The organism is Kineosporia succinea, assembly GCF_030811555.1.
Taxonomy (GTDB): domain Bacteria; phylum Actinomycetota; class Actinomycetes; order Actinomycetales; family Kineosporiaceae; genus Kineosporia; species Kineosporia succinea.
This window is the reverse complement of the sequence record NZ_JAUSQZ010000001.1, coordinates 6,131,281-6,155,113: the sequence shown is the minus strand read 5'-3', so window position 1 is coordinate 6,155,113 and position 23,833 is coordinate 6,131,281. Positions and strand designations below refer to the sequence as shown.

The 23,833-nt window shown below is 72.1% G+C and carries 20 protein-coding genes; 8 read left to right on the top strand and 12 right to left on the bottom strand.

The window, feature by feature from the left end; genetic code table 11:
* The first annotated feature begins 55 nt into the window (after window positions 1-55).
* The 3 genes from J2S57_RS27155 (at window position 56) to J2S57_RS27145 (ending at window position 1,952) form a co-directional block, all read left to right on the top strand.
* Window positions 56-787, top strand: a complete 732-nt coding sequence (locus J2S57_RS27155; RefSeq protein WP_307248095.1) for a maleylpyruvate isomerase family mycothiol-dependent enzyme — start codon at window positions 56-58, stop codon at window positions 785-787.
* Between the two features lie 79 nt (window positions 788-866).
* A complete protein-coding gene (locus J2S57_RS27150) occupies window positions 867-1,094 on the top strand; it encodes a hypothetical protein (RefSeq protein WP_307248093.1) in 228 nt (75 codons plus the stop codon).
* 126 nt (window positions 1,095-1,220) lie between these two features.
* Window positions 1,221-1,952, top strand: a complete 732-nt coding sequence (locus J2S57_RS27145) for a helix-turn-helix transcriptional regulator (RefSeq protein WP_307248090.1) — start codon at window positions 1,221-1,223, stop codon at window positions 1,950-1,952.
* Between the two features lie 30 nt (window positions 1,953-1,982).
* Here the strand turns inward: J2S57_RS27145 and J2S57_RS27140 are convergent, their stop codons facing one another.
* From J2S57_RS27140 to J2S57_RS27125, 4 genes are all read right to left on the bottom strand, one after another.
* On the bottom strand, window positions 1,983-2,663 hold the full coding sequence (locus J2S57_RS27140; protein WP_307248088.1) for a TetR/AcrR family transcriptional regulator: 681 nt from the start codon (window positions 2,661-2,663) through the stop codon (window positions 1,983-1,985).
* Window positions 2,664-2,784: 121 nt separating this feature from the next.
* The gene (locus tag J2S57_RS27135; RefSeq protein ID WP_307248085.1) at window positions 2,785-3,942 is read right to left on the bottom strand and encodes an epoxide hydrolase family protein; all 1,158 of its coding nucleotides are present in this window, start codon (window positions 3,940-3,942) and stop codon (window positions 2,785-2,787) included.
* A 150-nt stretch (window positions 3,943-4,092) separates the two neighbouring features.
* Window positions 4,093-5,397 (bottom strand): FAD-dependent monooxygenase, encoded by a 1,305-nt coding sequence (locus J2S57_RS27130; protein WP_307248083.1) that lies wholly within the window; start codon window positions 5,395-5,397, stop codon window positions 4,093-4,095.
* Window positions 5,394-11,336, bottom strand: a complete 5,943-nt coding sequence (locus J2S57_RS27125) for a type I polyketide synthase (protein ID WP_307248081.1) — start codon at window positions 11,334-11,336, stop codon at window positions 5,394-5,396. The genes J2S57_RS27130 and J2S57_RS27125 overlap by 4 nt, the downstream gene beginning before the upstream one ends.
* 280 nt (window positions 11,337-11,616) lie before the next feature.
* On the opposite strand from J2S57_RS27125, the gene J2S57_RS27120 reads away from it, so the two are divergent.
* Window positions 11,617-12,627 (top strand): DUF1702 family protein, encoded by a 1,011-nt coding sequence (locus J2S57_RS27120; protein WP_307248079.1) that lies wholly within the window; start codon window positions 11,617-11,619, stop codon window positions 12,625-12,627.
* On the opposite strand, the gene J2S57_RS27115 is transcribed toward J2S57_RS27120, so the two are convergent.
* Window positions 12,628-13,140, bottom strand: a complete 513-nt coding sequence (locus J2S57_RS27115) for a mycothiol transferase (protein WP_307248077.1) — start codon at window positions 13,138-13,140, stop codon at window positions 12,628-12,630.
* A gap of 203 nt (window positions 13,141-13,343) precedes the next feature.
* On the opposite strand from J2S57_RS27115, the gene J2S57_RS27110 reads away from it, so the two are divergent.
* A complete protein-coding gene (locus tag J2S57_RS27110; protein WP_307248075.1) occupies window positions 13,344-13,742 on the top strand; it encodes an SgcJ/EcaC family oxidoreductase in 399 nt (132 codons plus the stop codon).
* 69 nt (window positions 13,743-13,811) lie between these two features.
* On the opposite strand, the gene J2S57_RS27105 is transcribed toward J2S57_RS27110, so the two are convergent.
* The 6 genes from J2S57_RS27105 to J2S57_RS27080 form a co-directional block, all read right to left on the bottom strand.
* Window positions 13,812-14,345, bottom strand: coding sequence for a flavin reductase family protein (locus J2S57_RS27105; RefSeq protein ID WP_307248073.1), 534 nt, complete (start codon window positions 14,343-14,345; stop codon window positions 13,812-13,814).
* Window positions 14,342-14,782 carry an acyl-CoA thioesterase gene (locus J2S57_RS27100; protein WP_307248071.1) on the bottom strand — a complete coding sequence of 147 codons (441 nt, stop codon included), beginning with the start codon at window positions 14,780-14,782 and terminating at the stop codon, window positions 14,342-14,344. The genes J2S57_RS27105 and J2S57_RS27100 overlap by 4 nt, the downstream gene beginning before the upstream one ends.
* A gap of 35 nt (window positions 14,783-14,817) precedes the next feature.
* Complete coding sequence (locus tag J2S57_RS27095; protein WP_307248069.1) at window positions 14,818-15,615, bottom strand: maleylpyruvate isomerase family mycothiol-dependent enzyme; 798 nt, start codon at window positions 15,613-15,615, stop codon at window positions 14,818-14,820.
* 26 nt (window positions 15,616-15,641) lie between these two features.
* A complete protein-coding gene (locus J2S57_RS27090; RefSeq protein WP_307248067.1) occupies window positions 15,642-16,178 on the bottom strand; it encodes a DUF2505 domain-containing protein in 537 nt (178 codons plus the stop codon).
* Between the two features lie 89 nt (window positions 16,179-16,267).
* Window positions 16,268-17,863, bottom strand: coding sequence for an FAD-dependent oxidoreductase (locus J2S57_RS27085; protein WP_307248065.1), 1,596 nt, complete (start codon window positions 17,861-17,863; stop codon window positions 16,268-16,270).
* On the bottom strand, window positions 17,860-18,444 hold the full coding sequence (locus tag J2S57_RS27080) for a DUF5987 family protein (protein ID WP_307248064.1): 585 nt from the start codon (window positions 18,442-18,444) through the stop codon (window positions 17,860-17,862). The genes J2S57_RS27085 and J2S57_RS27080 overlap by 4 nt, the downstream gene beginning before the upstream one ends.
* A 318-nt stretch (window positions 18,445-18,762) precedes the next feature.
* Here J2S57_RS27080 and J2S57_RS27075 point away from each other — a divergent pair, with 318 nt between their 5' ends.
* Genes J2S57_RS27075 through J2S57_RS27065 form a run of 3 tightly spaced genes read left to right on the top strand, consistent with a single transcriptional unit; the run spans window position 18,763 to window position 22,188 of the window.
* Window positions 18,763-20,013, top strand: a complete 1,251-nt coding sequence (locus J2S57_RS27075; RefSeq protein ID WP_307248062.1) for a cytochrome P450 family protein — start codon at window positions 18,763-18,765, stop codon at window positions 20,011-20,013.
* Window positions 20,010-20,867 carry an alpha/beta fold hydrolase gene (locus tag J2S57_RS27070; protein ID WP_307248060.1) on the top strand — a complete coding sequence of 286 codons (858 nt, stop codon included), beginning with the start codon at window positions 20,010-20,012 and terminating at the stop codon, window positions 20,865-20,867. The genes J2S57_RS27075 and J2S57_RS27070 overlap by 4 nt, the downstream gene beginning before the upstream one ends.
* A 31-nt stretch (window positions 20,868-20,898) precedes the next feature.
* Window positions 20,899-22,188 carry an FAD-binding protein gene (locus J2S57_RS27065; RefSeq protein ID WP_307248058.1) on the top strand — a complete coding sequence of 430 codons (1,290 nt, stop codon included), beginning with the start codon at window positions 20,899-20,901 and terminating at the stop codon, window positions 22,186-22,188.
* A 76-nt stretch (window positions 22,189-22,264) separates the two neighbouring features.
* Here J2S57_RS27065 and J2S57_RS27060 read toward each other — a convergent pair whose 3' ends face one another.
* On the bottom strand, window positions 22,265-23,830 hold the full coding sequence (locus J2S57_RS27060) for a tryptophan halogenase family protein (RefSeq protein WP_307248056.1): 1,566 nt from the start codon (window positions 23,828-23,830) through the stop codon (window positions 22,265-22,267).
* Window positions 23,831-23,833: the final 3 nt, after the last annotated feature.

Below are 23,833 nucleotides of genomic sequence, written 5' to 3'. Positions count from 1 at the left end.
CGCGGGCCGCTCCTGACAAGACGGTTGCGGCCCGCGCCCGGCCTACTCTCGACGTATGCGGGTACACGACCTCCTCGTCGAGCAGCGCCGGGCCGTGGCCGACGTCCTGGCCTCCCTCCCGCCGGAGCACATGGCGCTGCCCAGCCTGTGCTCGGCCTGGACCATCCATGAGGTGGCCGCCCACCTGACGACGTACCTGCGTCTGGCCCAGCCCAAGATCTACCTGGGAATCGCACTCACCGCAGGCGATCTCGACCGCTGGAACCTGATCCTGACCCGACGGGCGGCGCGCCGGGACGATCGCGCCCTGGTCGGGGACCTGCGTCGCCGGGCGGGCTCGACGTGCACGATCCCCTTCTCCGGGTACGACCCCGTCCTGGCCGACGTCGTGCTCCACGACCTCGACATCCGCCGCCCGCTGGGCATCCGGCGCACGATCCCAGAACCCGCGCTGCACATCGCCTTCGACCACCTGGCCCAGCGTCCGGTCCCCGGCTACGCGGTGGGATCGCGGCTGAGCGGGCTCCGCCTGACCGCCCATGACACCGGATGGTGTCACGGAGATGGCCCGGTGGTGACCGGCAGCGCCGAGGACCTGGTCCTGGCCATGGCCGGGCGCCCCGCCGGGCTGGCCGGGCTGAGCGGTGAAGGCCTGCCGATCCTGAGAACCCGGATCCGGACCGCGACGAAGGCACCGGTGCGTGAGCGTATGCTGCGCGTGGCCCGGGTGATCGTCGAGCCGGCGCCGCTCTCCCGTCGCTCCCGGCGGGCCGGGCTGCCGACATGAGCGCGTCCGCCGACCGGTTCCTCGGGGCCGCGACCCCGGGCACCGATGAATTGCCGGGCCCACGTCCGTCTGCATCGTCATGACCGACGAATCGCCGACGACGATGGTGATCCACTGGCCCACGGGCACGGTCACCGATCTTGCGGTGATCGAGGCGGTGGCCCGGCTCTCCCTCGCTCTCAAGCGGGTGGGGGCCAGGCTGGAAATCACCAGCAGCGACGGCGAACTCGTTCGGATGATCAGAGCGTGCGGCCTCGATTCCGTGGTGGGTCCCGAGGCGGGGCGGCCTCCTCGTTCACCGGCCTGATGCTCGTCGGTGAGCGGTTGCCGGTGCATTGCCCCACCGGCGACCCGCAAGTAGAATGACACCTGTTATGTGATATCCGGGGGCGTGAGCCGGGCTTGGGTCACGTATCAGCCGAGGGGGACGGCGATGAGGCTCTCAACCGTCGATTCGATCGCACTGGCGGTACGGGCCATGGAGGCGGACGTCGGGAGAACCTTCACCAACGCCCAGCTGGCCCAGATCGCGATGTTCAGCAAGTTCCACTTCAACCGCGTTTTTCAGGAAGTCACCGGCATCCCACCCGGGCGGTTCCTGCGCGCCCTGCGCCTGGCCGAGGCCAAGCGGCTGCTGCTGACCAGCGGCCTGAGCGTCACCGACATCGGCACGCTGGTGGGATATTCCAGCAGCGGGACCTTCAGCACCCAGTTCAAGCACAACGTGGGCATGCCCCCGCGGGAGTTCCGGGCGAACGACGGCTACCGCACGCTCGTCCTGGCCCCGCCCCCGCCGTCTTTCGGTGCCGCCCAGGACATCACCGGCCAGCTCGAGTGTTCCGTCGATCTGGCCGGCACCGTGTTCGTGGGCGCCTTTCCCGAGCCGACGCCCCGGAGCGTGCCGGTCGCCTGCACCGTGCTGCCCGGCCCGGGCCGGTTCCGGATCGAGAACGTGCCGGCCGGCCGGTGGCACCTCTTCTCCCTCGCCTCGGCCCGTGGCGGGTCGCCCACGCACGACCGCCCGGTGCTCGGGTCCGGAGGCCAGCTGGAGGTGACACCAGGAAAGAGCACACCGGCACGGCACTTTCGCCTGAGACCGCCATCGCCCCTGGATCCCCCGGTTCTGCCGGCACCGTTCGCCGTGCAGGTCCCGCATCCCGCCTGAGCCCGGCGAAACCGCCCTGCGGCGGGGGTCTCAGCCGGTGCTGGCCTGCGGACCGACCCCCTGGACCTCCAGCAAGGTGCGGCGGCGGGAGGTCTCGACCGAGCGGATCGCGGCCTCGGGCTGGTCGCCGGCGCCGATCATCAGAGCCTCGAGCTGCGACTCGAAGGCCCGGTCGGCGTCGAGCGGCGCCATCAGGTAGTCACCGAGCTCGAGCGAGACCAGACCGTGGGTGGCGAACCACATCTGGTGGGCGACCGTCTCGGCCTCGACGCGCCGGAACCGCCCGGAGTCGATGCACCGCTGGGCGCAGTTGACCACGTGGATCAGCACGTAACGCCCGCGCTGCCGGTCGTCGTCGGTGAGGCTGAACCCGGTCAGCGTGTCCGCGCCGAACATGACCTGGTAGAGGTGGCGGTTGACGATCGCGTTGCGCCGGTAGGCCCGGCCCAGCGTGCACATGTCCGCGACCGCATCCGCGGACGGGGTGACGGCCTCGAGGTACTGGTCCATGCGCACGAACCCTTCGCGCACGATCTCCCGCACCAGCCCGTCCATCCGGCCGAAATGGCTGTACAGCGGCATGGTCGAGCTTCCGGCCTCGGCGGCGATGCGCCGGGCCGACAGGGCCCGCGGACCCTCCACGGCCAGGAGCCGGGCGGCGATCTCCAGCAGGGTGGCGCGGGCCTGCGGGTCAAGCTTGCGAGGGCTCACGGTGGGGGTCACCTTTCCCGTGGATGCACGAGCCGGACACGTGGTGCGAGCGAGCTTCTCGCCGATGTGGTGCCGCGACGGGGCGGACCGGGAGGTCCGCCCCGTCGCTGTGACCGTGGGGTCAGAGACTCTTCAGCGTCCGGCCGAACTCCCGCACGTCGTCCACGAACAGGTCCGGCTCCTCCATGGCCGAGAAGTGGCCGCCCCGCTCGAGTTCCTTCCAGTGCACGATCTGCTTGAAGTCCCGTTCGGCCAGGCTGCGCACCGGGTGGAAGAGGGCCCCGGGGTAGACCGCGACCCCGACGGGCACCTCGATCGTCGGGGACCGGCCGATCAGGGTGTTGATGGGCAGGTACGGCTTCAGCTCGTAGTGCGCCTGCGCGGCCGAGCCACCCGTCGCGGTGAACCAGAACAGCGAGATGTGCGCCAGCATCCGGTCGCGGGCCACCGCGTCCTCCGGGAGCTTCTCGGTCTGCGCCCACCACCGGAACATCTCCAGCAGGTAGGCCAGCTGGGACACCGGCGAGTCGTTCACCATGTAGCCGATCACGTGCGGGCGCATCGACTGCATCGTCATCGGGCCGGCGAGCTGGGACATGAAGTAGTCGGAGCGGGCCAGCCGGGTGCGGTCGTCGTCGGTGAGCGTCTCCTCCTCACCGGGCTCGCCGCTGAGGTTGGTCTGCAGCAGGTTGACGTGCACGCCGAGCAGGTGCGGGGCGTCCATCACCCCCAGCAGCAGTGAGGTGAAGGCACCGATGTCACCGCCCTGCGCGACGTACTTCTCGTAGCCGAGCCCGGCCATCAGCTGGGTCCAGGCGAACGCGATCCGGCCCAGGTCCCACCCGGTGGTCTTCGTCGGGCCCGACAGCCCGAAGCCGGGCAGCGAGGGGATGACGAGGTGGAACGCGTCGGCCGGGTCGCCGCCGTGGGCCCGGGGATCGGTGAGAGGGCCGATGACATCAAGGAATTCGAACGGCGTACCGGGCCAGCCGTGCGTGATCAGCATCGGCGTCGCGTCCGGCTCCGGCGAGCGCACGTGCAGGAAATGGATCGTGTCGCCACCGATCTCGGTGGTGAACTGGGGGTACTGGTTGATCAGGCTCTCCTGGGCGCGCCAGTCGAAATCGTCGCGCCAGTACTCGGCGAGTTCCTTGATGTACGACAGTGGGGCGCCGCGCTCCCAGCCGACGTCGACGAGGTCGGGCCAGCGGGTCTGGGTCAGGCGCCGTCGGAGTTCCTCGATGTCGGCATCGGGGATGTGGACCTGGAAAGGCTGCATGACAAGCTCCTCCGTCGGGTCGAACGCCATGATAGTGGCCCTTCTTCCGGTGTGCGGGAACGGTCCTCCGGGTGCGGATTCCGGGCGTGGTCCGCACCACCGGGCCGGGTGTGCAGGTGTCGTGACGGGTGGTGCGTCGGTGGGTCCTGGTCAGCCGGCCAGTGTGCGGCCCACCACGGAGGGCCGCAGCAGTGCGGTCGGGGGGTCCACCAGCCCGGCGACCCGCAGGAAGGTCCGCGACAGCACCGGATCGGTGGCCGCCGCGCGCTGCATCCGGGTGATGTACGCGTTGCCGATCACCGTGGCCGGGGTGCGTTTTCCCTGCACCCCGGGGAATCCCAGGTCGGCGCCGGCCGCCATGCTCCAGGCCGCGTTCACCCGCCCGCTGAGCGCCCGGTGGAACCGCGCGGGCCGCACCGGCCCCTCGGCCAGGTGGTGGGCGAGCAGTTCCGCGGCCAGCGCGGCGACGGTCATGCCCTGGCCGTAGACCGGGTTGAACCGGCTGAAGGCGTCGCCGAGCACGAGCAGCCCGTCGGGGAAGGCGCGCATCTTGTCGTAGCGGTGCCGGACGCTGGCCGGGAACCGGAACGACTTGGCCTCCCCCATCGGTGCGGCCAGCCGCACCGCGCGGGCGATCTCGGGGACGGGGAGGCTGTCGGTGTAGGCGAGCAGGCCCTCGCGGTCAGTCGGGGGCTGGTCGCCGAGGATGCCGGTCAGCGAGATGGCGTACCGGTCGCCGAGTCGCGCGAAGATGGCTCCCCGCGGCATTTTCGGGGTCGCCACCGGCAGCATGGCGATGTCGTCGCCGATCGGGTCCTCGTCCAGGGGGCCGTAGAAGTCCTGGGTGGTGTAGATCAGGTCCATCTTCACGCTGTCCTGGCGCGGGGCCGGATAGCCGAGATCCTCCAGCCAGCGGGGTGAGCGGGATCCGGGGCCCGACGCGTCGACCACCAGGTCGGCCTCCAGCTCCTGACGACCGCCCGGCTCCTGCACACTCACCCCGGTGACCCGACCGCGGTCGGCGGTGTGCGTCCATCCCAGGACCTCGACGCCGTCGCGCACCTCGACCGTCGGCAGCTGGGCCACCCGGGCCCGGATGCTGCGCTCCAGGAGCGGGCGGCCGGCCGCCACGCAGGTGGTGCCCGTGGGCGTCTTCTGGATCGGGACGCCGTTGAAGTACCAGGTCAGGCTGGTTCCGAAGTCGCCGATCGGGACTCCTTTGGCCACCAGCTCCTCGACGAAGCCGGGGAACAGGTCCGAGAGGATCTGCTGGCCCCGGGCCAGGAGCGCGTGGATGTGGTGTCCCTGGGGCACGGCCCGGCGGGTGTCGGGCCCTTCCGGCAGCTGGTCGCGGTCCAGCACCGTGACCTGCTCGAAGTGGTCCGAGAGCACCCGTGCGGTCAGGAGTCCCGCGATGCTTCCCCCGATGACCACGGCATGGCCGCGACTGGTCATGACTGTTCCTCCCCTTCACGACCCCGCCGGGTTCCGGCAGGGTGGGACGCCGTCCCGGCTTCCTCACCGACTGTAGGTCGGTGCCGTCCGCCGTCCTTATCCGTGGATGCTGCGATCCGGTGTCCCTGAACGGGTCCGGCCGGGCCGGCGGCGGGCAGGGCGACGGTGAGCACGAGCCGGCCGCCGGTGCCGTCCCCGGCGATGACGCGGCTGAACAGCCGGGTGCGACCGGCCTCCAGACGGGTCCAGTGCCCCTGCCTCGCGTCGGCCGGCACGGTCAGGGCCTCGTCGAAGCGCCCCAGCTTGCGCAGGCATTCGACGGCGCCCCAGACCCGGGTGTTCTCGACCTGGGCGTCGGCGCCGGGCACCTGGCGCAGCAGGGCCGAGGCGGCCGCCCCGGCCGGTCCCAGCATGGCCGCCCAGGTGTCGGCCGGGCGCTCGCCCACCGGCTCCAGGTCGCAGGCGACGGAGTCGGTCCCGACCACCACCACGGTCAGGGCACCGGCGTGCGAGACGGTCACGTGTTCCCCGTCGACCTCCGGGAGCCCGTCGGGGCGATGGCGGACCTGGACGTCGCGGCCGAGGGCCCGGGCCATGGCCCGGCGGGTGCCGTCTCCCCGTTCCCCGGTCGCGGCCGAACCGTCCATCCCGACCGCGAGTTCGGTGTCCCCGATCACCTCCAGGTCGCGCTGCACGTGGGCGGCCATGAGCGCGGCCACCGGTGGGCTGTCGGAGGGCCGGACCGCCCGCAGGTGCATGCCCTCCCAGTACTCCAGGACCCGGCCCGAGGGGTCGCGGGCCACCACGTCGTAGAAGTAGTCGTCGCCGCGCTGCCCGATCTCGTTGGCGTGCAGCAGGACCGGTCCGTCACCGAAGTCCGGTGCCAGGTCGATCCGGCCCACCCCGACCGGCAGCAGGACCGCGTTCGGCACGCAGCACTGCAGCGCGTGCATCATCGCGTCGCGCACCCCCGGACTGCCCAGCACCCTCTGGTCGGGCAGGTACTCGGCGAACCACTGGTCGTGGTCGTGGGCGTCCAGTTCCGCGACGGCGCGCCGGGCCCCCAGGTCGAGGTAGGTCCGCACCCGCTGGAACCGTTTGCCCTGGAAGAACAACGAGCCGTAGAGGTCACCGGCCGGCAGGGACGCCCCGGCCGGCACGAGCGGGGCCGGCGGCGCGTCGGTGGTCGGTGGGCGCATCCGGAACGTGGCCCGGAAGTGGTCGGCCGCGAAGCCGGTGGCCCCGACGCGGACCACGGCCCGGACGGTGTCGCCCTCCACCAGCGTGCAGATCCTCAGCGTCTCCTCGCCCTGGGCGGGAATGACCACGGGGCGCAGGAACTCGACCTCGGTCACCTGGAGCGGACCGCGCAGGCCGGCGGCGGCGCCGGCGACCTGGCTCATCGCCTCCAGGCCGATCACGGCCGGGAACAGGTGGTCGCCGTCCAGCCAGTGGTCGACCAGGTACGGGTCGCGCTCCAGGCTCAGGGCGCTGTCGGCGACGAGTTCCACCCCGCGGTAGTCGACCTGGACCTTCTCCAGGAACCGGCCCAGCGGCAGGTCGGGACGGTCGGAGGACAACGTGGCCCAGTCACCGGTGCGCCCGCTGACCACCAGGGTGACCGGGACGTCCGGGGCCTCCAGCAGCCGGACCAGCACGTCCAGCCCCTGGTCGAGGGAGATCGGGGAGATGCCGCGACGCAGCAGCGCGTGCAGCACCCCGAGCCGCTCCCCCATCCCGGCGCCGGACCAGACCGACCACTCCAGGGAGTGCACCCGGCAGTCCGGGTGGGTGGTCGCGAACTCCTCGCAGCGGGCGGTGAGCCGTTCGTTGGCCGCCGCGTAGTGGGCCTCGCCGTCCAGGCCGGCCCGCCCGATGATGCTGGCGAAGCCGACCAGCAGGCGCAGGGCGCCCGGGTCGAGCGCGGCCAGGACGGTCTCGAGACCACCGACCTTCACGGCCTGCGCGGCCTCGATCTGCTCGTCGGTGAGCTGTTCCACCCGGGTCGGCTCGTTGAGCCCGGCTCCGTGCACCAGGCCGCGGACCGGGCCGAGCTGTTCGGTGAGGGAGCGCACCGCCGCGGCCACCTGCGTCGGGGAGGTCACGTCGGCCCGGGCGTAGGCGAACCGGACACCGCTGTCCTCCATGCGTTTCAGGTTGGCGGCGAGCTCCGGGTCGCCGGTGGGACCGGAGCGGCCGATCAGGGCGAGCCGGATTCCCCAGCGGCGGGCCAGGGCGAGGCCGGCCTCGGCCGCGATCCCCTTGCCGCCGCCGGTGACGAGCAGGACGTCCCCCGGGTCCAGCGGGGCCCGGTCGGAGGCGTCGGGAACCGGCCACAGCTCCAGCCGGGGGCGGCGGCGCACGCCGATGCTGTCCAGCCGGGTCTCCAGCCAGGTGCCCGTCGCCTGGGCCCGGACCTCCCGGGCCACCAGGGCGGGAAGCTCGCTCACCTGGGGCAGCCGGCCGACGGTCAGGCAGATCGTCGGGACCTCGGGGTGTTCCAGGGCGAAGGAGCGGGTGAACGCGGCGGCCCCCTGCTCCCCCGCGTCGATCACCACCAGCCGGCTGCCGGGGGACTCCAGAACGGCCCGGACGCCCTCGCGCAGGGCTCCGGTGGTCAGCGGCCGCCGCTCGTCGACGACCACCAGGACGCCGTCGCCGACCTGTTCGGTGGCCAGGGCGGTGGCGGTCGCCGCGGCCTCCTCGTGCGTGGCGCCCAGGACCGTCCAGGTGCCCGGGACGGGTTCGGACGGGGCGGGGGACGCGGCGGGCGCGTAGTCGGTGCGGTAGGCCCGGACCCAGGGCTCGATGCCGCTGAACGCGTCCGTGGACTGCTCGTCGGCGGCGCCGGTGGCCGCGATGGCTTCGGCCAGTTCGCTCAGGGTGACCGTGGCGAGGTTGGTGGCGGCCGACAGGGGCCCCTTGCCGAGTTGCCGGGAGGTCTCGACCGCCAGCTGCGAGACCGTGATGGAGCTCAGGTGCAGCTCGTCGAGTGGATGCAGGTCCGGGGTGATGTGCTCCAGCGGTAGTTCCATGTGCTGGGCCACGACACGGCGCAGGACGGAAAGGGGTTCCTGGTCGTCGACCCCGACAGCGCCGGCAGCCCCGACAGCGCCGGCAGCGCTGCTCGCCTCGGTCACCTGGGTCATCTCGCTCGCCGGGTCCCCGGCGTCGCTGTCCTGCCTGCCGCCCGCGAAGGTGTCGGGGGCCGCCTCGCACGGGTTGGTCAGGAAGGTCATCTCGGCCGGCAGCGGGCGCACCAGCCGCCCGCTGAACAGCTCGGCCAGGTCGATCGGGGCCCCGGCGGCGAAGCAGGCTCCCAGTGCGGTCAGCAGCGGGATCGCACTGTCGGAGTCCGCCTGCACCGGCAGGCACGGGGTGCCCGGCCAGGACTCGGCGGCCAGACCGGTCAGGGTCCGGCCGGGACCGACCTCGAGCAGCAGGTCGACCTGTCCGGCCAGGACGCCCAGGGCGTCGGCGAACCGCACGGGTGCCGCGATCTGCTGGGTCAGGTAGGAGCGCAGCACCTCGTCCCGCTGCGCCTGGGTGTCCGGCGCGGTGAGCGGTTCCCCGGTCACGGTCGACACGACGTGCCGTCCGACGTCCCCGAAATGGCTCTCGGTCAGGACTTTCTCGAAGGCCCGGACCGCCGGGGCCACGTCCGGGGAGTGGAAGGCGTGCGACACCGACAGCTCGGCGCCGGCGATCCCGGCCCGCTGCGCCGCCGCCATGGTCTGCCGGACCGCGGCCACCGGCCCGGCCACCACGATCTGCCGGGGCCCGTTGTACCCGGCGATCACGGTGGGCTCGACCAGCAGGCCCTGGACGACGTCGGACGGGGCGAAGATCCCCGCCATCGTGCCGCCCGTGATGCTCTCGCGGGCCATCACGTCGCCGCGGGTGGTGGCCAGGTCCACGGCCTCCGCCGCGCTCAGGGCCCCGGCCCAGTGCAGGGCGCTGACCTCGCCGAGGCTGTGCCCGACGGCACCGCTCGCCTCGATCCCGAGGTGGCGCAGCACGGCCAGGGCCTGTACCGACAGGGCCACGGTGCGCGGCTGGACGACCTGGGTCTCGTGCGGCTCCCCCGGCACGTCGGGTGCCGCCGGGACGTCCAGCTGCGGGAACCGGGAGGCCAGGAAGGTGCCCGAGCGCGGTGGCGCCCCCTGTCCGGGGAAGAGGAAGCCGATCCGGGCCGGGGCGGGCCGCCCGGATCGGGCGGGCACGAACAGCACGCCCCGCCCGGGATCGCCCGGTCGGCCGTGCTCGACCGCCGTGCGCAGCTCGCCCAGCCGCTCGACCGCGACGTCGGGGTCGCTCGTCACCACCGCACCGCGCCAGGTGTGCGCCGGGTGCACCGCGGCGGCCAGTTCCCCGGCCAGGTCGGTGATCTCGGCGTAGGACATCGGCGCCAGGCGCCGGGCGACCGTGTCGATCCGTTCCAGCAGAGCCGTTCTCGTGGGCGCGGCCAGCACCAGGAGCTCGCCGTCCTGGCGTCCCGCGACCAGGTCCCGGCTGCGCCGGTCGATCGTCGCGCGCCGCGGCACGCCGGCCGGCGCCTCGACCACGAGGTGTGCGTTGATACCGCCGAAGCCCATCGCCGAGACCCCGACCCGCGGTGTCGGCCCGGACGGGAACAGCTCGAGCGTGCGGGGCACGTGCAGCGAGGAGCCGGTCAGGGCCGGGTGCGGGGTCTTCTGGCCGGTGCCCGGGGGGATCAGCTGATGACTGAGGGTCAGGCAGGCCTTGATCAGCCCGGCGGCACCGGCCGCGGCCTTGGTGTGCCCGATGTTCCCCTTGGCCGTGCCCAGGGCCACCCGGTCGCGGCCGCCTCCCTCGGCGAAGGCACCGCTCAGGGCGCGGATCTCGGTCTCGTCGCCGACGGCCGTCCCGGTCCCGTGTCCCTCGAAGTACGAGACGGTCGAGATCGGCTGTCCCGCCCGGTCGTAGGCCCGGCGCAGGGCCCGCCGGTGACCGGTCTCCTCCGGGCGGGTCAAGCCGCCGGCGCCGTCGGAGGAGATGCCCCAGCCGGAGATCACGGCGTAGATCCGGGCGCCCCGGGCCAGCGCGTCCGCCTCGCGCATCAGCACGAGGACACCGCAGCCCTCGCCCGGCCAGAATCCCTGGGACTCGGCGTCGTACACCCGCATCTCGTGCGCCGCGAGGGCACCGGTCTTGGCGAAGCCGATCACCTCGAACGGGTCGATGGACAGGTCCACCCCTCCGCTGAGGACCACGTCGACGTCACCGCTGCGCAGCAGCTGGGCGGCATTGACCACCGACAGCAGGGAGGACGAGCAGGCCCCGTCGACCGTGTACCCGCCGCCCTTGAAATCGAAGTAGTTGCAGATCCTTCCGGCGATGGTGTTCGAGAGGCCGCCGGCCAGGGTGTCCACCCCCACCGGAGCGAACGGGGCCTTGTAGTCGCTCTCGAGAGTGTCCAGGAAACCGGCGACCTCGGCACTGTCCCAGCCCCGGCCGGCCAGGGCCTCGCCCACCGTCCGGCGCACGTAGGGCCAGCGCACCCGCATGATCGACGCCCGGCTGAACTCACCCGTCAGGGAGTTCCCCAGGACCACCGCCGCTCGCTCCCGCAGGGGCCGGGCCGAGGGGTCTTCCGTCTCCAGACCCGCGTCCGCCCAGGCCTCCTCGGCCACGGTCAGCGCCAGCCAGTGGGTCAGGTCGGTGGCGCGAAAGGTCGTGCCACTGATCGCGAACCGCGCCCGGTCGAACTCGAAGTTGCGCAGGACCGCGGCCCGCCGGCTGTAGAACCGGTCGGGTGCCTGCGGGTCGGCCGACCAGTAGTCGGCCGGATTCATCCTGCTGGCGGGCAGGTTCCGGAACGCCCGGCGACCGGCCAGGATGTTGTCCCAGAAATCCTGAACCGTGTCTGCGTCCGGGTACCGTAGCCCCAGGCCGACTACTGCAATGCGATCGTCCACCGGTACAGCCCCTCCCGTCGGAGCATTCCGTTGCTCACTGCGGCGTCCGGGGATCCGGACGGGTCCGGCCCGCTCGGCCGGGCCATCTGATGCGTGCAGCCATCACAGCACCGAGAGCGCCTGGCGCCCTTATTGATCCGTGGCCTACCCGGCGGATCCGGCGGGCGGGCAGAGTATTCCGCTTCCCGAGCACACCGCACGTCCCGACAAGGCCCCCGCACCGCGCCCGGCCTACCCTCGGACGGACGGGAAAGAGACCTGGACCGCGTGGAGGAAAACGATGGCCACGGTGACCGGCGCCCTGCGGCGCCAGATCCTCGCACCCGCGCTGGACGAGGTCGGGGCGGTGCGGCGCGGGTTCCCGCTGCCGCCGGGAACCCGGCCGCGCCCGGACCTGGAATCGGTGGCCCGGGCGGTGATCTGCGGCTTCGAGTGGGGCATCGACGGCGCCCGGCTGCCCGAACTCGACCTGCGGGTGGCCCTGGTGGACCCGGCCCTGCAGGGTTTCGCCTACGAGGGCGTCACGATGGCCCTCACGATCCTCGACCGCATGCCGCGCGGCGGCGACCGGGTGCGGACCCTGCTGACCGGTGACGCGGGCCGCCACCTGTTCCTGGCCTACATCGGCATCGGCTTCGCGATGGCCCGGCTGCCGCGCCCGCTCTGGAAGGACGTCGTGCCCGACCTCCCGGCCTCGCCGTTCCATCCCGTGATGTCGTGGCTGGCGGTGGACGGCTACGGGTTCGACCGGGCCTTCTTCGAGACCGACCGGGTGGTGGGCCGCCAGCGCCGGGAGCCGGGCTACCCGTGGGACGGCGATGCCGGCTACTTCCAGCGCGTGTGCGACCAGGGCATCGGCCGGGCGCTGTGGTTCATCCACGGCGGCCGGGTGGACGACGTGGCCGGCGCCGTGGGCGGATTCGCCGCCGGGCGCCGCAGCGACCTGTGGGGCGGGGTCGGCCTCGCCGCCTGTTTCGCCGGGGGCGCCGACGCGCCCGCCCTGACCTCGCTGCAGCAACAGGCCGGGCCGGACGCCGCGCAGCTCGCGGTCGGGGCCGTGTTCGCGGCAACCGCGCGCAGCTACTCCGGTCTGGTCCCGGACAGCTCGGCGCGGTCCGTCGCCGCGCTCACCGGACTGGACGTGGCGGCGGCGCACCAGCTCGGGCTCGACACCCGGCCGGGCGACTCCTCACCGGTGGGCGTGGGCCGCCCGCTGTACGAGCAGTGGCGCCAGACGATCGCCGGGCGCTGGCAGGCCCTGACCGGCGAGAGGGCCGGCGCACCGGCCTGATCAGTGGTGGGTGACACCGCTGCCCACGAGGAGATGCCGCGCACCGGCCAGTTGCCCGTTGTGACTGGCGGTTTCGAGGATCACCGCGAGCACGACCTCCGCCAGCGAGACGGGACGCTGGTCGCTGCGCCACAGCGGCCACCAGCGCACCGGCTCGTCGAGGTCACAGCGGGTCAGCAAGTCGTCGACGAGCGCCACCTCGCCCAGGTAGCGATCGATCACCTGGGACGTGGGGACCTCCGGCGCGACCAGCCACGGCACGCCTCCCTCGGGGGCCGCCGGATCGATCCGGAAGTCGCGCACGGCCTGCTGGTCGGCGGCGAAAACGGCGCGCACCCAGAACCGTTCGCAGGCCACGGTGAGATGGTGGAGCAGGCCGAGCATGTTCTTGTGACCGGGCCCCACGTGCTCGTGGGCCTGGGCCTCGCTCAGGCCCTCGAACTGACCGACGGCATCCTGACGCACCTCCGCCAGCTGGGCCAGCAGAAGATCCCGCACCGCATCGACCGACATCCGTTCACCGCCGTTATCCGCATCGGGCGGAGCGCGGGCCCAGGGCCACCGCGCCGCCTGGTCGTCGGGGGATCAGCATTCTACCCGCACGAATCCGGCCGCCGAAGACGAGCACGCCGAAGGGTGCTCGCCCGGTGCCCGCCGGGAGACGATCGCCAGGCACCAACCCCTTTCACCACTCCGTTCACCGACAGGAGCCGATCATGACCGCACCGACGATCGATTCGCCCACCGACGTGCTGCCCGCCGTGGTTTCCGCCTGGGCCGCGCATGATTCCGACGCGTTCGCCGACCTGTTCGTCGCCGAGGGCACGATGACCCTGCCGGGCCGTTTCCTGCAGGGGCGCGAGAAGATCCGCGAGTTCCTGCGCGCCGCGTACGCCGGCCCCTACCAGGGCACCCGGGTCACCGGCACCCCGATCGCGATCACCCCCCTGGCCGAGGGCGCGGTGGCCGTGGTGACCGAGGGGGGCGTGCTCTACGCCGGTGACCAGGAAGTGCAGGCGGGCAACGCCATCCGGGCGGTCTGGGTGCTCTCCCGGGCCGAGGGCTCCTGGAAGCTGGCCGCCTACCAGAACACCCCCCGCAACGCGCCGGCCTGATCGCCCCGCACACCGAACGGCCCGGTCACCTGGATGTTCCCAGGTGACCGGGCCGTTCGCGGTGCCCGGTCAGTGCGACAGGGTGCCCTCCGCGGGCGCTCCCGCCCCGAGCCGGCCGTTCCAGAACGTCAGCGGCGCCCCCGGCGCCCCGATCACGCAGCCCAGCACCCGGCCCACGTAGATGACGTGGTCACCCCCCGGATAGGCCTGCACCACGTCACATTCCAGCCAGGCCAGGGCCGAGTCGATGAGCGGGGCCCCGGTGACCGGCCCGGGATGCCAGCCCACCTCGTCGAACTGCGGCAGGCCGTGCTCCCGGGCCGGGCGGGCGAACAGCCGCGCGGTCGAGTGCTGCTCCTGGCTCAGCACGGAGACCCCGAAACTGCCCTGCTGCTCGATGCACCGGTTCATCCTGGCGGTGTCGGCCACGCAGGCCAGCACCATCGGCGGCTCCAGCGAGACCGAGGTGAACGCGTTCGCCGTCATGCCGTGCACCCACTCCCCGCCGACCGAGATGACGGTGACGCCGGTGACGAAGCATCCCATCACGGAACGGAAATGCCCCTCGACCACCCCTCGCTCCTCGTGCCCGGACGACGTCAACGTACCCCTCCATGCATCGAATACGGCTTCAGCGCCGACACCAGCTCGGCCGGCACCGGACAGGGACGGGTGGCCCCGTTCGGCCCCCGCATGCAGGCGATGCGCTGCCGGCCGGTCGCCACCAGCCGCTCCTCACCGTCTCTCACCAGCAGGTACTCGAAGGAGAACTCCACCTGCGTCTGCGCCAGCTCGACCAGGCGCAGGCGGATCGAGATCGGGTCGAAGGCCGTCAGCTCGGAGAAGAACTCACAGCTCACCCGGATGGTGAACAGCTTCAGGTCGTCCTGGACCGCGCGCAGGACCGCGGGGGCCCGCTCGAACAGGAACATCTCGCGGCAGCGGCCCTGCCAGCGCACGTAGTTGGCGTAGTAGACGTTACCGACAAGGTTCGTCTCCTCGAACCCGACGACATGCGTGATCTCGTAGTAGTCCTTCATCGAAGGTCCCGGATCCCCATCTCCCCCGTCGAAACCTATTGTGCCGCGGCGAACTGGCCCGGCCTGCGGCCGGCACCCCCCGGCCCGCGGTAGGCCTGGGCCAGCGGGAGCCACTCGGCGGCCCGGCCGGTGGCCGTCAGCGCGAGGTCGTCCACGTGCCGTCGGCGGGCGGCCAGCAGGCACAGGTCCAGGGCCGGGCCGCGCACGACGTCGGGACTGTCCGTCGGGCCGACCTCCAGGACCCGGCCCGACGGCAGTTCCACCTCGAACCGGAACTCGTTCTCCGGTGGCGTGAGATCGGTTCCCAGGTAGCCGAAGTCGCGGGTGCGGTGCACGAAGTGCACGATGTAGGCCAGCGTGTCGGTGTGCTCGCGCACGACCCCGACCGCGTCGGCGATGTCCTGCCCGTGGGCGAGCGTCTCCAGCATCCCGGCCATGGTCAGGACGTCCGGCGGCAGGGGGTTCTGCAGCCAGGGCACGGTCGGTGTGCTGACCTCGGACAGGGCCTGCGCCACCGCGGAGCGGGCCTGCCGCAGACGGCCCAGCACGTCCTGGGTGGTGCCGGCCCCCCAGGGGACGAGGGCACCGTTCACGGCCTGCTCGAAGCCGTGCTCGGCGACGGCGGCCAGCGCGGCCGAGAAGGCCGGGGGGTCGGCGCACGCCGAGCGGGCCAGGTCGAAGACGAACGCCACGTGGGCCACCTGGTCGCGCACCGTCCAGCCCTCGGCCGGGGTGTCGCGTTCCCAGTCCGCTTCGGGGATCGCGTCGATCATGGTCAGCAGGGCGTGGGTGTCGTGGTCGAACGCACTCAGGATGTCGGGTGAGGCGGGCACGGTGATCTCCTCTTCGGGTCGGGCGGTCACTGGTCGACGGACCGGCGGGCCGCACCGTCGGTGGCGGCGCCGGGGCGGAAGATGTCCTGCAGGAGGGCGAACTCGGCCTCGATGGTGTCGATGACCCGGCCCGAGGCCGCCGACTCGATCGCCGAGCGGAAGAGCGGGACGGTCGTGCGCAGCTCCCCCTCGAAGGTGAGCCGGCAGCCGGTGCCGGCCGGGTCCAGGTGCACGGTGCCCTTCACCGCGATCGGCGCCCCCGAGACCTGGACGGAGAAGTCTCCCTGCCGACCGGGCCCGCCGTCCGGGGCGTGCCAGCTCTCCGTCTCCGTGACGGTCAGCGTGGGTTTCACCATGGCGCGGATGAGTTCCGGCACGCTGCCCGCCGGGCTGGTGCGGCGGCTCACCACGGTGATCCGCCCCGAGCCCGCGTCGGTGATGTCGCAGCGGTGCTCCACCACCTCCAGGCGCTGGGCCTTCTCGTCCTGGTAGGAGCGAGAGGTCATCTGCCGGAAGACCTCCGGGAAGGCCGTCTCCAGATCGGTGTGGCGTTCGAAGAACATGCATACCTCCTGTCGCGGGGCCCGGACGGTCGTCGGGCCGGTGAGGACGAGGGGAACGGGCTCCCGGGAAGGGCTCTCGCGGAGCAGCCTCAGGGAACGGGGACCGGGGCGCCGTAGCGGACCGGGCGACCCGCCTCCCGCAGGCGCCGGACGATGTTCGGGACCGCCCGCTCGGCCATCGCGGCGATGGTCATCGAGGGGTTCACCGTCAGCGCGGTCGGCACGGCCGACCCGTCGGTGACGAAAATTCCCGGGTGACCGTACAACTCGTGACCGTTGTCGAGGGCGGAGGTGGCCGGGTCGTCACCGACCCGGCAGGACGACAGCGGGTGCACGGTGTACGCGCCGACCAGGTCGTTGGTCCAGGGCCGGGCCACGCCGAGGCCGTCGCGCCCGACGATGTCGGAGATGTCCGCGTCGGCCCGGGCCCAGGCCGCCAGGGTGCTCGGCCGGGGCCGGTAGCGCAGGGTCCCCCGGCCCAGCGTCTGCTGGGCCAGCCGCACCGAGTTGCCGGTCGGCGGCGGCGGACCGAACACCCCCTCGTTGTCGTCCTCGATCATCTCGAAGATGATCAGCCAGGACTGCCAGCGGGCCAGGAGCTCCTTCTTGTCCAGCCCGAACCAGTCCGGGGAGGGACCCCCGGCCCGGGCCAGGACGGTGCCCAGACCCGGTGGGAAGTAGAGCTGTTCCAGGGAGTACCGCTCGAACTCCGGCAGCGCGGCGTCGAGCTTGTCCCAGTTGGCCACGACCGGGCCGCGTCCCACCTGGAAGGCCGAGTAGCCGCCGCCGTTGCGCCCCTGCAGGCCCAGGACGGAGCGGACCCGCTCCTCGTCGATCTCCACGACGTTCAGGCGCTCCCCGTTGCCGGAGAAGTACCGTCCCACCCCGTGCGGCATCGCCCCGAGGGCGGGCTCCGAGCGCTGCAGGATCACCGGGGTGGCCCCGGCGCCGGCGGCCACGATCACGACGGCGGCCCGCAGCGTGCCCTCCTCACCCAGGACCCGGTAGTCGACGGGGTCGACCGTGCGGAAGTGGACCAGGTACTCCTGGCCCTCCCGGGTGATCTGCTGCACCTCGTGCAGCGGGCGGATCTGCGCGCCGTGGGCCACCGCCGCCGGCAGGTAGTTCAGGGTGAGGGACTTCTTCGCGTCGAACCGGCACCCGGCCATCATCCAGTTGCAGTCCACGCACTTCTCACCGTCCACCGCGCTGGGCAGCGGGTTGGCGGTGCGGCCGGCGTGGTCGCACAGCGCCCCCCACAGGCCGCCGCCGTAGCTGATGTCCTTCCAGGTCGCGTCCTCGACCTGCACCGACTCGGTCACCCGGTCGTACCAGGGGTTCAGCGTCTCCCGGGACAGCGCCCGGGGCCAGATCCGGCGGCCCAGGCTGCCCTGACGCTCGAAGACGAAGGCCGGCGGCCGGGGCATCGCCGCGAAGTACACGACGCTGCCGCCGCCCACGCAGTTCCCGCCCAGCACGCTCATCCCGGACCCCGCGGTGAAGTCGAACGCCCGGGTGGCCGAGCTGCCGAACTTGAAGCTGTGCTCGAGTTCCCCGCTGCTGAGCCAGGGCCCGCGTTCCAGCACCACCACGCGGGCGCCGCCGGCGGCCAGGTGATAGGCGGGGATCGCACCCCCGAAGCCGCTGCCGATGACCACCACGTCCACGCTCTCGACCGCGCTCACGGCAGGTTCCCTCTCTCGTCGGTCCCCGGCCGGGGCCGGGCGGTCGGGCGGCCGTACCCGGGCTTGTCGTTGCGCCAGAGGCCGTCGTCGCCGGGCTGGTCGAAACCGAGCTGCAGGAGCCCCGGATGCCCGTCCCGCACGGCCTTGGCGGTGTCCAGGTGCGGCGCGCTGTCGTAGGCCATGTACGCGAACAGCGCCACCAGGAACCAGATCTCGCGTTCGGGGTACGACGACTCGGTGAGCGCGGCGACCACCAGGCGGCGCTGCTCGTAGGTGAGCCGCACGAAGACCGGGACCTCCCGGCCGTCCACCACGGACGGGGACGGAACCTGTTCGGCCGGAATCAGTTCGGTCACCCGCTCGTGCAGCAGGTCGGCCATCTCCCCGATCCCGTCGGAGAGTCCGGCGGCCGGGTCGGTGAGCACGTCCAGGGCCCCCGCCTCGACCGCGCCCGGGGTGTCGTGCACCCCGCTGATCGCCACGTCGTCCTCACTGCGCCGCCGGCCGGGAATCACGGTGTCGGCGAACGCTTCGAGGGTCAGGATCTGATCCGGGCTGAGTCCCGGGTACCGCTGGTCCATGCAACCCGTCCCTGGTCGGCTTGGTGATCCGGCTTCGTGATGCGGCTCTCCGCTCCGGACTCTGCTCCGGCTCGGAATGCCGGCGGGCCCACGTGCGGGACGCCGGCCCTGACGACAGTCTCGACCCGGTCCCCGCACCCCGGCCGCCTCCTGCCGTGCGCTCTCACGCCCCGGGACCCGGGTGGCCTCAGCGAACGAGAGTGCGCAAGCCAGAGGAAGACCCGTGCCGGGCCCGCTGCCTAGCGTGGGCGGCGGGAGTCGGGCGGTGTGCTCGTATCTTCCGGCGAACCGAAATCAACGGCTGTGGAGGTCGTGACGATGTCTGCCAGTGTGTGCCCGTACGTTCTGGACCCCGATGGCGCCGACACCCATGGGGAGACCGACAAGCTGCGCGACCAGGGGCCCATCGCCCGGGTCGAGCTGCCCGACGGCGTGCTCGCGTGGTCGGTGCACGACTACGAGCTCGGCAAGGCCATCATGGGCAACCAGGAACTGTGGTCCAAGAACCCGCGCAAGAGCTGGCCGGAGTACATCCGGGGCGAGATCTCCAACGGCTGGCCCCTGATCACGTGGGCGGCCATGGACACGATGGCGACCCAGGACGGCGCCGACCACGCCCGGCTGCGGAGCCTGCTGCTGCGCGCGTTCACCCAGCGCCGGGTCGACGCCATGAAGCCGAAGATCGAGGCGACGGTCGGTGAGCTGCTCGACAACCTGGCGGCTCAGGAACCCGGCACGGTGGTGGACCTCAAGGGCCTGTTCCACATGGAGCTGCCCACCCGGCTCATGTGCGACCTGTTCGGCGTCCCGGAGGAGCGCCGCGCCGACGTGCTGGCCGGCGGCCACAAGAACATCGACACCCGGATCTCCAGCGACGTGGCCGAGGCCAACCTCGAGCAGTGGCAGGACGCCATCACCGAGCTGGTCGCCTACAAGCGCGCCAACCCGGGCGACGACCTGACCTCGGGGATGATCGCCGCGAAGAACGAGGACGGCTCGGCCCTCAGCGACTCGGAGATGATCGGGACGCTCCACCTGCTCCTCGGGGCCGGTTCGGAGACCCTGGTCAACGCCCTGGCCCACGCCTCGGTCGCGCTCATGAACGACCCGAAACTGCTGGCGGACGTGCGGTCCGGCGCGGTCTCGTGGGACGACGTGTTCGAGGAGACCCTCCGGGTCGAGTCCCCGGTGGCGCACCTGCCGTTCCGGTTCGCGACCCAGGACGTCGAGATCGGCGGGCACCAGGTGTCCAAGGGAGACGTCATGCTCGTCGACTTCGCCGGTATCGGGCGTGACCCGAAGAACCACGGCGACACCAAGAACGAGTTCGACGTGAACCGCGAGGACAAGACCCACCTGTCGTTCGGGTTCGGGGTGCACTACTGCCTCGGCGCCCGGCTCGCCAAGAGCGCCTGGATGACCGGGATCCCGGCCCTGTTCGAGCGTTTCCCGGACATCGCCCTGGCTGTCCCCAAGGACGACCTGGTGGGCCAGGGCAGCTTCGTGGTCAACGGCCACGCCGAGGTGCCGGTCTACCTGGAGGGGGCACCCGTGGGAGCGCTCGTATGACGACGGACAAGGAATCCTACGACGGCCGCGTGATCCACCTCGACGACGACTTCGACCAGCTCGAGGGCCGGGTCGTGGAGAAGGTGACCTCGCGGGACGGCACCCGGATCGCGTTCGAGCGCATCGGTTCCGGGCCGCCGGTGGTCGTGGTCGGCGCCGGTCTCAACGACCGCGTCATGTTCACGCCCCTGGCCACGAGCATGGCCTCCGAGTTCACGGTGGTCAACTACGACCGGCGCGGACGCGGGGACAGCGACCTCGGCGACCTGGACACCTGGTCGATCGAGGCCGAGATCGACGACCTCAAGGCCGTTCTGGGGGCGGTCGGCGAGCCGGCGCACGTCTTCGGGAACTGCACCGGCGGGGTGATCTCGGTGCTCGCCGCCGCCCGCGGCGTGCCGATGCGCAAACTCGCCGTGTACGAGCCGCCCTACTGGTCGTGGCGCACCAGTGAGAACGACCTGGATCACCTGCGCGAGCTGGTGGACCAGGACGACAGGACGGAGATCGTCACCGTCTTCGCCCGGGACATCGCCAGTTTCGTCAAGCCGGAGAACATCGAGGCGTTCAAGAGCCACCCGGCGTGGGCGGCCTTCGAGTCGATGGCTCCCTCCGCGTACTACGACGCGCTGATCGGCTGCCGGCACCTGGAGATCCCCTACGAGGAGGTCCGGCGGATCACGGTGCCGACGCTGGTGATGAGCGGGACCATCGGGGTGAAGGAGATCCACGAGGCGTGCGCGCGCCTGGTCGAGGAGATCCCGACCGCGGAACTCCTGGTCCGGGAGGGCTTCGACCACCTGTTCGACCAGGTGGCGTGGGCTCCCAACCTGATGGAGTTCTTCGCCGGATGATCATCGGCCCACGGTGGGCGGGGCGGCCGGGATGACACGTCACCCGGTCGTCCCGCTCGCCGTTCCCGTGCTGCCCGAACTGGACCGGATCCTCGGCCCCCGGGTCGTGACCCGGCTGTCCGACCTGGCCGAGGCCTCGACGGACTTCGGCCGGCTGTACCGTCGGCGTCCCCTGGCGGTGGTGCGGCCGGCCGGGCCGCACCAGCTGGCCCAGGTCTGCCGCCTCGCCCACGACCACGGGGTCCCGGTGGTCCCCCGGGGGGCCGGGCACTCCACCGAGGGGCTGTGCCTGGCCCCGGGCGGCATCGTCGTCGACACCCGGCACCTGTCATCCGTCGAGTCGTACGTCGACCCGCGCGGGGAGCACCTGCTGAGCGCCCGGGCCGGTGCCCGGTGGCGGGACGTCGTCGGGCACACCCTGCCCGGCGGGCTCATCCCCCCGGTCCTGCCCGACTACCTCGGCCTGACGGTCGGGGGGACGCTGGCGGCCGGTGGGTTCAGTGGCGCCACCCAGCATTTCGGCAGTCAGGCCGACACCGTGCGCGAGCTCGAGGTGGTCACGCCGGCGGGCGAACTCGTCACCTGCTCGGCCCAGACCCACCCGGATCTGTTCGACGCGGTCCGTGGGGGCAGCGGCCGTCACGGCATCATCACCCGCGCCGTCCTGCCGCTGCGGCGCGCGCCCTCCCGGCGGCTGTGGCTGCGCCTGGGCCACGACAGCCCGGAAGCTGCTCTCCAGAGCCAGTTCCGGGCTCTCGACGGCCGGTTCACGCACCTCGAGGGCATGGTCCGCCGCACCGGTGACGGCTGGCGGTTCACCACCGACGCCCTGCTCGACCTCGACCTGGACGACGAGCTGGACCTGGACGTCGCCGCCGGGGAACTGGTCAGCGATCTCGGCGGCGAGCTGGACGACGTCCGGGTCACGCCCTTCCCGGACTGGCTCTTCCGGTTCGACGCCGTCGAGCAACAGCAGCGGGCCGACGGGAGCTGGCACCGCCGGCATCCCCGCTGCACGGTCGTCCTGCCGGGCCGGCACGCGGCCGCGATCGTCCGGCGGACCCTCGACGGCCTGAGCGGATCCCTGCTCGGCGCCGGCGGATCGATCCTGCTCTACGCGTTCCCCACGCACCGGCTGGAGGCCCCCGGGGTGGCCCGGGCCGCCGACCCGTACAGCGTGCTGTTCGGTCTGCAGCGCACGGCTCCCGGCGGCGACCGGGAGGTGCTGGACGCGATGCGGCGGGCCAACGCCGAGCTCGTCGCCACGGCCCGGCGGGTCGGGGGCAGCCCGTACCCGCGGGCCGCCGGGCCGGACGACTGAGTCCGTCCCGGCGGGTGGTTCGAGCGAAGAGGGGCGGGGCCGCGGTCGCGGCCCCGCCCCTCTTCTCGTCGGTGACTCAGCCCCGCTGGGACTGCAGGTACTCACGGTGGCCGGGCAGACTGCGTCCGTACTGCTCGCGCTCCCGGTCGATCTGGGCGAGCATCTCCCAGGCCGCCGCGTCGTCCATCATCTCGACGGCCGGTGGCGCCTGGGTGAAGGGGAAACCCATGCCCGACAGGATCGCCCACAGGCTGCGGGTCTCGAACAGCCGCAGCTGGCTGCCGTCCGGAATGATCACGCTGCGGGCGTACTCGGCGAACTTCCGGCTCAGGCTCTCGGGGATCGGGGCCTTGCGCACGTCGGTCCAGAACTCGGTGTCGTCCCGGTCGGTCAGCGTGTAGTGCATGACGATGAAGTCGCGCAGGTCCTCGAACGCGTCGACCATCAGGTCGTTGTAACGCCCCCGGCGCAGTTCGTTGTCGTGCCGGTCGGGGAAGTGCAGCACCAGAAGCGCCAGCTGGTACTCGATCAGGGCGATGGTCGTGGATTCCAGCGGCTCCACGAAACAGCTGGAAAGACCGACCGCGACACAGTTCCCGACCCACGAGCGGCGGTTGTGCCCGACCCGCATCCGGATGTGGTTGGCCTCAACGTCGTGGGCGCGCTCGCCCAGGTAGTCGCGCAGGTGTTTCTCCGCCTCGTCCGGCCCGGTGTGCCGGCTGGAGTAGACGTAGCCGGTGCCCTCCCGGTCGAGCAGCGGGATCTCCCAGATCCAGCCGTTGTCGCGGGCGGTCGCCGAGGTGTAGGGGGCCAGGTCACCCGGCTTGTGGGCGGCGGGCATCGCCACCGCGGAGTCGCACAGCAGGTACTCCGACGCGCTGACGAACGGCTCCTTGAGGGCCTGGTTGATCAGCAGCCCCCGGAAACCGGTGCAGTCGAGGTAGAGGTCGGCGGTCAGGACGCTGCCGTCCTCGATCACGACGTGCTCGATGACGCCGTGCTCGTCCACCCTCACGTCGCGCACATCGGCCAGGACCCGTCGAACCCCCCGGGACCCGGCCAGTTCCGCCAGGTACTGCGCGATGAGCGCCGCGTCGAAGTGGTAGGCGTAGCGGAAGCCGGGGTCGGCCTCCTCCGAACCCGGCAGGGGCTTGGGTGCCTTGTTCAGCTCACACAGGTGCTGCAGGGCCATGCCGGCGTCACCGAAGGTGTCGCGGACCCGGGTGTCCCCCTCCAGGTGGGCCTTCAGCCAGAAGTGGGCCATCGAGACACCGCGCCCGAACCGCTTGTGGAACGGCTTCTCGAAGTACGGGACCGGCGGTTCGGGGACGGTGAAGAACGGGTGGTAGTAGACGTGCCGCGACTGCCCCGCGGCCGGCTTGCGCCAGTCGTTGAAGCGGACGGCGGACTTGAAGGCCGCCTGGGTCTTCGGCATCCAGTCCGACTCCTCCATCCCCAGGAAGCTGAACGTCGTGCGCAGCGTCGGCACCGTGGCCTCGCCGACGCCGATCCGGGGGATCCGGGGCGACTCCACCAGCGTGATCTCGACCTTCTCGCCGAAGGCCCGGTTCAGGTAGGCCGCCGAGAGCCAGCCCGCAGTGCCACCGCCGACGATCAGGATCCTGCGAATCTGCTCGGTCACGTC